9 protein-coding genes are annotated in these 12,884 nt (G+C 43.9%); 7 read left to right on the top strand and 2 right to left on the bottom strand.

What is annotated here, in order from left to right:
• Positions 1-20 precede the first annotated feature (20 nt).
• From deoC to VB073_RS05560, 4 genes are all read left to right on the top strand, one after another.
• Positions 21-890: a deoxyribose-phosphate aldolase gene (deoC, locus tag VB073_RS05575; RefSeq protein WP_323403150.1), complete on the top strand. Its 870-nt coding sequence runs from the start codon at positions 21-23 to the stop codon at positions 888-890.
• An 81-nt stretch (positions 891-971) separates the two neighbouring features.
• Positions 972-4,367 (top strand): glycoside hydrolase family 2 TIM barrel-domain containing protein, encoded by a 3,396-nt coding sequence (locus VB073_RS05570; protein WP_416349500.1) that lies wholly within the window; start codon positions 972-974, stop codon positions 4,365-4,367.
• A gap of 220 nt (positions 4,368-4,587) precedes the next feature.
• Complete coding sequence (locus tag VB073_RS05565; RefSeq protein ID WP_323403149.1) at positions 4,588-6,159, top strand: calcineurin-like phosphoesterase family protein; 1,572 nt, start codon at positions 4,588-4,590, stop codon at positions 6,157-6,159.
• A 251-nt stretch (positions 6,160-6,410) separates the two neighbouring features.
• Positions 6,411-6,836, top strand: a complete 426-nt coding sequence (locus tag VB073_RS05560; protein WP_323403148.1) for an Hsp20/alpha crystallin family protein — start codon at positions 6,411-6,413, stop codon at positions 6,834-6,836.
• A gap of 67 nt (positions 6,837-6,903) precedes the next feature.
• Here VB073_RS05560 and VB073_RS05555 read toward each other — a convergent pair whose 3' ends face one another.
• Positions 6,904-7,878, bottom strand: coding sequence for a polyprenyl synthetase family protein (locus VB073_RS05555; RefSeq protein ID WP_323403147.1), 975 nt, complete (start codon positions 7,876-7,878; stop codon positions 6,904-6,906).
• A 97-nt stretch (positions 7,879-7,975) separates the two neighbouring features.
• Here VB073_RS05555 and polA point away from each other — a divergent pair, with 97 nt between their 5' ends.
• Genes polA through VB073_RS05540 form a run of 3 tightly spaced genes read left to right on the top strand, consistent with a single transcriptional unit; the run spans position 7,976 to position 12,083 of the window.
• The gene (gene polA / locus VB073_RS05550) at positions 7,976-10,771 is read left to right on the top strand and encodes a DNA polymerase I (RefSeq protein WP_323403146.1); all 2,796 of its coding nucleotides are present in this window, start codon (positions 7,976-7,978) and stop codon (positions 10,769-10,771) included.
• A 44-nt stretch (positions 10,772-10,815) separates the two neighbouring features.
• The gene (locus tag VB073_RS05545) at positions 10,816-11,268 is read left to right on the top strand and encodes a YqaA family protein (protein WP_323403145.1); all 453 of its coding nucleotides are present in this window, start codon (positions 10,816-10,818) and stop codon (positions 11,266-11,268) included.
• Between the two features lie 35 nt (positions 11,269-11,303).
• Entirely contained in the window at positions 11,304-12,083 is a 780-nt protein-coding gene (locus VB073_RS05540; RefSeq protein ID WP_323403144.1) for a radical SAM protein, read from the top strand.
• 48 nt (positions 12,084-12,131) lie between these two features.
• Here the strand turns inward: VB073_RS05540 and VB073_RS05535 are convergent, their stop codons facing one another.
• Positions 12,132-12,575, bottom strand: a complete 444-nt coding sequence (locus VB073_RS05535) for an energy transducer TonB (RefSeq protein WP_323403143.1) — start codon at positions 12,573-12,575, stop codon at positions 12,132-12,134.
• Between the last annotated feature and the right edge of the window lie 309 nt (positions 12,576-12,884).

Genomic DNA, 12,884 nt, shown 5'->3' with positions numbered 1-12,884 from the left:
CTTATTATATAATAAAACAAATGGAATCAAATAAATATAGCAAAGCAATCAATGCACACCCGTTCAAGCTGACGGACGAAGAAGTATCGAAAAAAGTAAATGAACTTCTTGCAGAAAAGTATAAAGAGAACAATATTACCTCTGTCTATAAAAAACTGTATAGTTGTATTGACCTCACATCGCTCAATAGTACCGATTCAAACGAGAGCATCTGGAAATTTACCGAAAAGATAAATAGGTTCGACGGCACTAATCCGGAAACGGATAATGTTGCGGCCATCTGTGTATATCCCAACTTTGCCAGTATTGTGAAAGAAGCGCTTACTGCTGATGTAAAAATAGCCTGTGTGGCGGGTGGGTTTCCATCATCACAGACTTTCAGCGAGATTAAAGTAGCAGAAACAGCTTTGGCTGTCGCAGACGGTGCAGATGAAATAGATGTAGTCATCAATCTAGGAAAATTTTTGGATGCCGAATATGAAGATATGTGTGAGGAACTCACAGAAATCAAGGAAGCCTGTCGTCACACCACGTTAAAAGTAATTCTGGAAACAGGAGCATTACAGAATGTAAAGAATATTCATAACGCATCTATCCTTGCTCTATATTCCGGAGCTGACTTTCTAAAAACATCCACCGGAAAAGGATACCCCGGAGCCTCTCCTGAAGCAGTTTATGTGATGTGCCATGCTATCCTCTCCTACCAGGCTAAAACCGGAACGAAGATAGGGATAAAAATATCCGGAGGAGTTGCTACTACAGAAGATGCAGTAAAATATTACACTATAGTAAAAGAAATTCTTGGTGAAGAGTGGTGCAATAATACTCTCTTCCGTCTGGGTGCCAGCAGATTGGCAGATAATCTCCTCGCGAGAATAGAAGCTAAATAATGTGATAATGTGATGATTAAACGAATCAACAAAATACTTATCCCTTTTAATTCTTAATTTTTCACTTTTCACCGTATAATTATGAATATCAAATCTTTCCTCCTAGGGACAATAACATTTTTGCTTTCTGTAAGCACATTGTCAGCCCAGGATCACAAATCGATTTCCAATCGACGTTCACTACCCTATTGGCAGGATGTAAACGTAGTAAAGGTAAACAAAGAGTATCCACGTACGCAGTTTATGACCTACGACAACAAATCGGAAGCATTGACGATACCTTTTGAGAAAAGTAAATATTATCTTTCTTTAAATGGAACCTGGAAATTCTACTTCGTGGATTCCTATAAACAATTGCCAGAGAACATCACCGATTCTATCATTAATCTCGCGGGCTGGAAAGATATTAAAGTCCCTGGTAACTGGGAAATACAAGGATTTGGTACCCCCATATATGTCAATCATCCCTATGAATTTGTGGAACGCGATCCTCAAACGCGGTATCCCAAGATGGAAGCACCCTATCTTCCGGAACAAAATCCTGTAGGGGTCTATCGTCGTGAGATAGATATTCCGGAAGATTGGAATGGTCGCGAGATATTTCTAACGATCGATGGAGCAAAATCGGGAGTATATGTATTTATCAACGGTAAAGAAGTGGGATATAGCGAAGATTCCAAGACTGCTGCTGAATTCAGGATCAACTCCCACGTAAAGCCCGGGAAGAACTCTCTCGTACTCAAAATATTCCGTTGGAGCACCGGCTCCTATCTCGAAGCACAAGACTTCTGGCGTATCAGCGGCATTGAACGGGATGTCTTCCTCTGGTCACAACCCAAGACATCATTGCGCGACTTCAGGGTGACATCGACTCTTGATGACAGTTACCGCAATGGTATCCTCGAACTGGAAACAACGGTCAGCAACTATCAATCGGGCGCTTCCCATGCCGATGTTTCATACGAATTACTCGATCCCTCCGGTAAGGTAGTTGCTTCTGAAACAAAGCCAATAGCCGTGCAAAGCCATGGTGAGAATTCCATACGTTTCAGAGCACAACTACCAAATGTAGCAACATGGACTTCAGAACAGCCTCATCTTTATAAACTACTTATTACAGTGAAGAAAAAAGGTGAGAGTGCAACTGAAGTAGTCCCCTACCCTGTCGGCTTCCGACGTTTTGAGATCAAAGCCGTAAAAACGGGAGAACGGATCGACCGTCTTTTCCTTGTGAACGGACAGCCCATCAAACTAAAAGGGGTCAATATCCATGAGACTAATCCCGAAACCGGGCACTACGTTACGGAAGAGTTGATGCTAAAAGATTTCGAGTTAATGAAACTGCACAATATCAACAGTGTCCGCCTCTCTCATTACCCTCAATCGCGTCGATTCTATGAACTATGTAATGAAATCGGACTCTATGTATATGATGAAGCCAATATCGAATCACACGGGCTCTATTACAGCGAACGTTCACTTGCCAAACATCCCGAGTGGGAGCAGGCGCATATGGACAGAACAGTGAATATGTTCGAAAGAAATAAAAACCAACCATCCATCTTCATCTGGTCGCTCGGGAATGAAGCAGGTAACGGGATCAATTTCTTCCATACCTACAAATACCTGAAAGATCAGGAGAGGAGCCTGATGAACCGCCCTGTAAACTATGAACGGGCATTATGGGGTTTCAATTCCGATATGTATGTTCCCCAATATCCCAGTGCAGCCTGGCTGGAGGAAATTGGTAAGGCAGGAAGCGACCGTCCGGTAATTCCTTCAGAGTATTCGCATGCAATGGGTAACTCTAATGGAAATATAGATCTACAGTGGGAGGCAATCTACAAGTACCCCAACCTACAGGGAGGATATATCTGGGAATGGGTCGAACACGGTTTACTGAAAGAGGATGAAAAAGGAAACAAATTCTGGGCATACGGAGGAGACTACGGTACGGATATGGGAAGCGACGGTAATTTTGTATGTGACGGGGTTGTTGATCCGGCAAGGAATCCCCACCCTGCCATGGCCGAAATTCAATACGTACATCAAAATTTCGCTTTTGAGGCGATTGATCTGGAGAAAGGTGTTTTCCGGGTTATTAACCGGCAATACTTCTCCAATACGGATAACTATTCTTTCCGTTACATCATCACAGAAGACGGAGCGACAGTCGCAGAAGGAGAACTGAATATTTCCCTGTTACCACAACAAACGACAGAGGTTACAATACCGGTCAATAACCTCCAATCCATACCAGGAGCAGAATATTTTGTCAATTTTGATGTAGTTCAGAAAGAGGCACAATCATTGGTACCAGCAGGTTATATCGTGGCCATAGAGCAATTCAAATTGCCAATTTCAACGCCAAAACAGAGCTACACCGAAAGTAAAAACAGGCCCGCATTGAAGGTTGACCAGAACGAAAACATTCTCCGTGTCTCCTCTCCGCACCTGCAATTCCTTTTCGACAAGAAAAAAGGGATGGTTACTTCTTATAAGGTAGAGGGCAAGGAGTATTTTAACAAGGATTTCGGTATACAACCCAATTTCTGGCGTGGTCCAAACGATAACGACTACGGTAGTGGTAATCCTCACCGACTACAAGTATGGAAAGAATCAAGCAAAGACTTCAACGTGACTGATGTGAAGAGTTATCCGGAGGGAAAAAATATTGTGGTAGAGACCACCTATTTGCTCGCTGCCGGTAATCTCTATACCGTAAAATACAATATCTACCCGTCGGGAATTGTAAAAGTAAACGTGCAGTTCCACTCCACCGATATGGAAGAGACCGAGGTTGTCGCTTCAGAGGCTACCCTGACAGCCACCTTCTCACCGCAGGCGTCGGCTGCCCGCAAAGCATCCTCTACTTTAAGCGTCCCGCGTATCGGCGTTCGTTTCCGTCTACCAGTATCGATGAACAACATAGAGTATTTTGGCAGGGGACCCGGAGAAAATTATGTAGACCGTGCTTCCGGATCAAAAGTAGGTATTTATAGCACTACGGCAGAAGATATGTATGTCGCCTATTCCCGCCCACAAGAGAACGGTCACAGAACCGATACGCGGTGGGTAACTCTCACGGGGGGAAAAGGCAGACTATTGATAGTTGCTGACAGTACAATAGGATTCAACGCATTACGTAACAGCGTCGAAGATTTTGATTCTGAAGAAAATAAAAACAGACCCTATCAATGGAACAATTTCAGCAGCGAAGAAATCGCATCCCGTTCCGATGAGGAGGCAAAGAACAAGCGTCCACGTCAAACTCATATCAACGATATTATACCTCGAGACTTTGTGGAGGTATGCATCGATATGAAACAGCAAGGTGTAGCAGGATACAACAGTTGGGGAGCACGCCCCCTGCCCGAATACAGTATTCCAGCCAACCAGGATTACACATGGGGCTTCACACTGGTCCCGGTAAAGAATGAAGAAGAGATAGCCGAGAAATCACTCCTGAGATACTAAAGGGATTTATTTTCTTTCAGTCTTTTCAGTACTTACAACGGGCAGAAGGTCGGTTTACCGGCTTTCTGCCCGTTTTGCTTAACGAAAATGTTCAAAACAGGTTTTGCCTCTGTGCTCGTTTAACTAAAAAGTTCACTAAAGTTCACCATTTCGTAACAGATTGACAGGAAGAAAGATGTATATTTGTAGTTCAATGCACTAAATTATAAAACACATCTCTATGCAAAGAAATTTACTTATTATTATCCTGTTTTTTTTCAGTAGTATTCTTACCTATTCCCAACAGACAGTTAAAGGATACGTATATGAAGATGCCAATGGAAACAGTAAAAAAGACAGACGTGAAGCCGGAATACCCAATGTCCCGGTTTCAAACGGAACAGATGTGGTACTTACAGACAGTAAAGGATTTTATAGTCTCCCTATAATCGAGGGTAATACGATCTTCGTGATCAAGCCCAGCGGATACACTCTTCCTGTGGACGAAAACTATATTCCCCGGTTCTATTACCACCATAAACCGCAAGGTTCACCTGATTCTTTTACTTATAAGGGGATATCACCCACAGGAAGTCTCCCTAAGTCGGTAGATTTTGCCCTCTTTAAACAGGATGAGCCGGAGAATTTTACCGTTATTGTTTTCGGAGACCCACAACCCTACTCCATACAGGATATGGACTATTTCACAGAAAAAATCGTAAGTGATGTGGAAAAGACCGATAAGACCCTTTTTGGTATCAGCTTGGGTGATATCGCAGGGGATAACCTCGATCTGCACCCTGTCTACAAAGAACGGATGCGTCGCCTGGAATTACCGTGGTATAACGTGATGGGCAACCACGATATGAATTACGACGCTCCATCCGATGAACTTTCGGATGAAACCTTCAAAAAGAATTTTGGCAGCGCGAATTATGCTTTTAACTACGGCAATGTCCATTTTATCATCCTCGACAACATCCTCTATCCCGATCCGCGCGATAGTAAAGGTTATTGGGGCGGCTACCGGGAAGATCAGCTCATTTTCCTGGAAAACAACCTGAAACATGTTCCCAAAGACAGGCTGGTGGTCTTATCACAGCATATTCATATGAAAGACAATTCGGGCGGTTCGTACCGCCTGGAGGACCGCGAACGCCTGTTCGACCTGCTGAAAGATTATGAGAACGTATTGATCCTATCGGCGCACACTCATTTACAAGACCAGATAGAGTATACGGAAGCCGAAGGATGGAAAGGGAAAAAGCCTTTGCATGAATATAACGTCGGTACTACTTCAGGAGACTGGTATTCAGGAAAACTCGACGAGAAGGGATTGCCCGATGCGACTATGCGTGACGGCACCCCGCAAGGATATGCCTTCCTGAATATTAACGGAAACCAATATGATGTGGATTATAAGGTTGCGGGTAAAGGGAACGATTATCAAATGAATATCTTTGCTCCAAGAGTAGTCCCGCATAAAGGAAGGACGACTTCGCAGGTCATGGTGAACTTCTTTATGGGTAGTAAGAATGATCTGGTAGAGTACAGGATTGATGAGGGAGAATGGCGAAAAATGCACTATGTCTCTGCTCCCGATCTGAACTATCTCACAAAATTATTGGAGTGGGATTTCACTGAGGAATTACTGCCGGGACGACGTCCGTCGAATCCGGTGAACAGCACGCATGTATGGATTGGCCCTGTTCCAACTGATCTGTCAGAAGGCAAACATACTATCGAAGTGCGGGCTACCGACCGATACGGCAAAACCCACTTCGGTAAGAGAATATATTCGATTCTCGAATAATATCTTCGGACAAACAAGCCACCTATCGAAAGAGACCATTCTGCCCTACCCTGAATGGTCTCTTTGCTGATAACACAACACGAAACAATGCCATTTTGTCTGATATCTATCTCTTTTTATCGTTTATCTTCGCCTAAACAAGACATTTTGTCATTTTTATATACTTTCATGAACCCTTTATTCACTCGGCACATATTTTGCCCTTCCAATGATGTAAGAACAAATATAAAATAAAAGAAAGGAGTAAAATTATGGCAATTATCAGACGTACAAATAACTGGTTACCAAGTGTATTCAATGACTTTTTCGGTAATGAATGGATGGAAAACAGCAGCCGATCTGTGCCGGCTATCAATATCCAGCAAAATGAAAATGGCTTTACAGTGGAGGTAGCAGCTCCGGGTATGACCAAGGAAGACTGTGTAGTGAAAATCGACGAGGAAAATAATCTGGTAATCTCTTTTGAAAAGAAGAATGAACAGGAAGAGAAAGACAAAAAGGGAACCTATCTGAGACGCGAATTCTCTTACACACAATTCCAGAGGAGAATGGTACTTCCCGAAAATGTAGAAAAAGACAAAATATTGGCTAAAGTGGAAAACGGAGTTCTGACCGTCGAAATTCCCACCGTAAAGGAAGAAAAAACGTCTATCTCTAAACTGATTGAAATCCAATAAGTGACAGAAGAAGAATGAAGAAAGGGGAAAGGGGAGTGAACCAACAGTTTCACTCTCTTTTTTCTTTTTAATAATCGCGATTGTTCAAATAGATAAGAAGAAGACGCAAAAGATCTTTGATAGGGTCATCTATGGCGAGTTCTGATATGATAGTTTCCGCTTCATCCAATAACTCCCGTATCTTTTTATCAGCATACTCTACCCCATGATACTCTTTGGCAAAATCAAGCACACGCTCAATATTCTCTTCCGAATAATCATGCGAATAAATAATTTTCAATATATCATCCGACAAAGGTTTGGGTGCATTTTGCAAAGCATATATTAGCGGAAGTGTTACCTTTCCCTCCCTGATGTCATTTCCGGTAGGCTTACCCACATCGGTCTTGTAATAATCAAAGACATCATCCCTTATCTGGAAACAAATCCCCAGAATCCCTCCTAAACGGCCGAATTTGGAAATGGTTTGTGGGGGAGCACCTCCTGTAATAGCTCCGATAGTAATGCTGGCACGCAATAAAGAGGCGGTTTTCTTTTCGATTACTTCAAAATAAGATGCTTCATCTATGATCACCTCCTCAGCAAGTGAGAACTGGACCAATTCACCTACAGCGAGCTCTTTTCCCAACTCCGATATGATACGCACGATATCAAGATTGTTTGTCTTTACGCTCTCCTCCAAAGCCGACGATAAAAGATAATCACCCACCAGAACCGCCCTGGTATTATCATAGATCGCATTCACCGAACTTCTCCCTCTACGTACGTCGGACTTGTCAATCACATCGTCGTGCACAAGCGTAGCCGTGTGCAACAACTCAATAGTCACCGCACCATGGTATGTCTCCGGTATAATTCTCCCGGACGCTTTTGCAGCCAACAACACCAGCATAGGCCTCAGCCTTTTGCCGTTAGCCTTAAAGACATAATCGATAATTCCTGAAATGCGGGGATTGTCATTTCTGATCGATTCTCGCAAATAAATATCAAAAATTGTCAGTTCTTCCTGCAGAAAGTCTTTTATGACCTGACTCTGATCCATCACCTCCTGAATTTTATGTCACAAATTTATAAATAATTCTCCTCTTAGCAACAAATATTCGTAACTTTACACTTCTTAATCCCTTTTTTAGACATTTATGGACAGAAATAAACTTTTCCTTCTGGATGCCTATGCACTCATTTACCGTTCCTACTACGCATTTATCAAGAATCCGAGGATAAATTCAAAAGGTGAGAACACTTCCGCCGTCTTCGGGTTTGTGAATACCTTGGAGGAGGTGCTCCAAAAGGAAAATCCGTCGCATATAGCGGTTGCTTTCGATCCTGATGGTCCTACTTTCCGTCACCAGGAGTATGAGGCCTACAAAGCGCAACGCGAAGCGACTCCTGAAGATATCAAACGTTCGGTACCCATCATCAAGCAGATCATTGAAGCATACAATATTCCAGTGTTGGAGATGGCCGGTTATGAAGCTGATGATGTGATCGGCACCATTGCCAAACGAGTAGACAAAGATCGTTTTGATGTCTATATGATGACCCCTGATAAAGACTATGGCCAGCTTACGGAATCGCATATCTTCATCTACAAGCCCAAATACGGCAGTAATGATTTTGACATTCTGGACGACAGGAAGGTGATGGAGAAGTATGATCTCTGCAGCCCAGCCCAGATGATAGATCTATTGGGATTGATGGGAGACGCTTCCGACAATATCCCCGGCTGCCCGGGAGTAGGAGAGAAGACAGCCGTAAAGCTGCTCAAAGAGTTCGGCTCGATTGAAAACCTGCTGGCCAATGCCGATCAACTGAAAGGAGCATTGCAAAAGAAGGTAGAGGAGAATCGCGAACAGATTATTTTCTCTAAATTTCTGGCTACGATCAAAACCGACGTACCTATTGAGGTAAAAGAAGAGGATCTCGCCCGAAAAGAGATGAACAGGGAGGCAATGAAAACGCTTTTTGAGGCGTTGGAGTTCCGTACCTTCCTGAATCGAATGTTCAATCAATCCCCTCCTACCCCGGTGGCTCCCAAAGGACCGGTACAGGGCGATCTGTTTGCGGCGTTCGATGAGACAGCCACAGCGGAAACTGCACCTGTCGAGGAAATGCCCGCCAATTACTCCGATATCCACTCCACTCCACACCACTACACGATGATACGCTCAGAAGAGGAGATGGAGGAGCTATGCAAAAAGCTGATGGCTGAGCCATCAGTCTGCTTCGACACCGAAACCACCGGTACCGATCCGTTATTGAGCGACCTGGTAGGGCTTTCTTTCGCTTATCAGGAAGGAGAAGCTTATTACATTCCCATCTCGGGCGACCGTGAAGAGGCCTATCGTCAGGTAGCAATTTTCAAGCCTTTTTTCGAAAATGAGGCTATCGGTAAGATCGGGCAGAACCTCAAATATGATATCCTGGCACTTCGCAATTATGATATCCATGTAAAAGGCAAACTCTTCGATACGATGATCGCCCACTATCTTCTCAACCCGGAACTCCGACACGGAATGGATTATATGGCAGATACTTACCTCAAATACAAGACAATCCATATCGAGGAACTGATAGGCCCCAGAGGTAAGAACCAGAAAAATATGCGCGATATAGATCCGGAAATCGTGGCCGATTATGCCGCGGAAGATGCCGATATCACACTGAAACTGAAAAATATACTGGAACGGGAGATCCACGACAACAAACTGGAAAAACTGTTTTATGATATTGAATGTTCCCTTGTCTATGTACTGGCCGATATGGAATGGACAGGGGTAAGACTCGACCTGAAAGCGCTGGAAGATCTATCGATACAATATACCGTTGATTTACAGAAAATTGAAAGAGAGATCACCGATATGGCCGGTATCGATTTCAATATCAATTCACCGAAACAGATCGGGGAGATCCTCTTCGACAAATTGATGATCGTGGAGAAGCCAAAAAAGACCAAGACTGGACAATACAGTACCAGCGAAGAAGAACTGGAAAAGATACGCTCGAAACATCCAATCATCGAAAAGATACTGGAACAAAGAGGGTTGAAAAAACTGCTCGGTACCTATATCGATGCATTCCCGCTCCTTATCAATCCACGGACCGGCAAGATACATACTTCGTTCAACCAGACAGTAGCCGCTACAGGCCGTCTGAGCAGTACCAACCCCAACCTGCAGAATATCCCTATCCGCGACGAACGGGGAAAAGAGATGCGGAAAGTGTTTATCCCCGATGAAGGATGCCTCTTCGTCTCGTCGGACTACTCACAGATCGAACTGCGTATCATGGCACATCTGAGCGGCGATGAAAACATGACCGAAGCTTTCAACAAGGGACAGGATATTCACGCTGCCACCGCGGCAAAAATCTACAAAATACCTCTCGAAGAGGTTACAGGAGATATGCGACGCAAGGCAAAAACAGCCAATTTCGGGATTATCTACGGCATCACACCCTTCGGCCTGTCGGAACGGCTCAATATTCCCCGTGGTGAAGCCAAAGAACTGATCGACGGGTATTTCGCCACTTTTCCGCAAGTGAAGCAATATATGGATGAGAGTATTGCCCACGCACGTGAACAAGGCTATGTAGAGACACTTCTGGGACGCAGACGCTATCTTGCCGATATCAACTCACGGAATGCCGTCGTTCGCGGCTATGCCGAACGGAATGCTATCAACGCACCGATTCAGGGAAGTGCGGCAGATATCATCAAAATAGCCATGATCCGTATCTTCAACCGGATAGAGAAAGAGAAACTCCAGTCCAAAATGATCCTCCAGGTACATGACGAATTGAACTTCAATGTTTTTCCCGATGAACTCGAAAAGGTGAAACAAATTGTAACAGAGGAGATGGAAAATGCCTGCCGGTTGTCGATTCCTCTAAAGACCGATATAGGAGTAGGGGAGAACTGGTTGGTAGCTCACTGATCAATGTGCCAATAACTCAATATGCCAATGTGCCAATTAATTGTATGTTAGACGGATTAGCGGAATTCGGTTACTGGGGATTATTGCTGGCTTCTTTTCTGGCAGCGACTATCTTACCGTTAAGTTCGGAAGTAGTTTTCGCGGCACTGATTGCCACAGGATATGATATCTGGACCTGCATCGCCTACGCTACCGTGGGCAACTCCCTTGGCGGAGCAACATGCTATTATCTGGGTCACCTGGGTAAAACAGCATGGCTGGAAAAATGGTTCAAAATAAAAAGGGAGAAAATCGACAATATGATTTCCCGTTTGCAGACAAAAGGAGCAATAATGGGGTTTTTCGGCTTTCTCCCCGGCGTAGGCGACCTGATACTGGTGGCATTAGGCTTTATGCGGGCCAATACTTCTATCGTAATGATATCGATGACCATCGGCAAATTTTTACGATATGTAGTAATTGCTTTCGGAACCGACCGGATCCTGTCATGGTTTTAGTCACGTTAATTCTATATTCTAAGTTCTTACATCATATGTCCACCATACTATTTCATGAGATTGTTTTTGGCCCTATCCACAGCCGGCGGTTAGGGATATCGCTTGGGATGAACCTCTTGCCGTATGACGGCAAACTCTGTTCCTTCGATTGCATCTACTGTGAATGCGGCTTCAATAAAGATTTCCGCACCAAAACGAAGTTACCCGACCGGGAAAATGTACGGGCTGCACTGGAAGATAAACTGCAATCATTACATTGTGAAGGCGTCACACCCGATGTAATAACTTTTGCCGGTAACGGGGAACCGACGATGCACCCGGAGTTTGGAGGTATCATTGATGATACCATCGCATTGCGCAACCAATACTTCCCCAATGCCAAAATAAGCGTGCTGACCAATGGCATGCATCTCAACAAGCCGGAAGTATTCGAGGCGCTTCAAAAGATAGAAAACCCCATCCTGAAACTCGACTCGGCAATTGACGAGACCGTCCGTCTACTGGATCGTCCCAATGCACCCGGCTATTCGGTCGCAAAACAAGTGGAACGTTATCAACGCTTCCATGGCAATTTTATCCTGCAGACGATGTTTGTGAGGGGTAGGTTCGAAGGTCAGGAAATAGACAACACCACAGAAGAGGAGATTTCAGCCTGGTTAGAACTCATCAGAACGCTTAACCCGCGCGAGGTGATGATCTACACCATCGACCGGGAAACGCCCGCCAAAGAGCTCGTAAAAGTCCCTTTGGACGATTTGCAGAAAATAGCGGCCAGGGTAGGAGAGTTGGGGATAGAAACCAACGTGGCTGGATAAGAACTATTTTGAAACGAAAAGTTTGCCGTAGCTTAGGTCTAACTCGCTTTAATTAGCAAGAATAAACGTAACCGGTACCGTACACCGGACTCTCACAATCTTATTCTGATGAATGCCAGGCTTCCATTTGGGCATCGCCCTCACTACCCTGAGCGCCTCCTTATCCAAGGAGGGATCAACACCACGCACAATTTCCAGATTCGTCAAACTTCCATCCTTTTCCACTATAACAGTTATTATTACCCGACCCTGCAAATCATTGCTGCCGCCAGGTGGATAATTTATCGTCTCCTGAATCCATTTCCTCATGGCATCCAATCCTCCGGGGAATTCAGGAAGAGTATCCACCTGTTCAAAAACTTTTATCGAGTCAGGTATAGAAGGAATAGTAACCGGACTTTCTTCCAAAGCAGGAGTAATACCTTCCGTTGCCATACCTCCTCCACTTTTCTTATCCCAATTCATATAACCGGGTACACTCAATAAATGCATACAACCAGGCACACTTAATAAAATAGACAAAAGAAATAACAGTTGGCATACAAAAAAACCAATTAATAAGGATTTACGAGTTTTCATCGTTCAATAGTTTTAATTGATAACTTGTGTTTCATTTAAATACTAAGAATAATAATTTATTCTCATGTCTATGACTTTTGCCTCAACGACTAAGCCAGTTTTAGGAGTATTCAACTTGGCTGTAAAGATAAGCGTATCTTGTGTAATATAAATTAACCGCTCAATTTTTTTCCTCGTTAATTCTTAAATAATCGAATAAAATCTCCACCAACAGGAACAAAG

Source organism: Proteiniphilum sp. (genome assembly GCF_034927365.1).
GTDB lineage: Bacteria > Bacteroidota > Bacteroidia > Bacteroidales > Dysgonomonadaceae > Proteiniphilum.
Note: the sequence above shows the minus strand (reverse complement) of the source record. Positions and strands in the feature narration are given on the sequence as shown.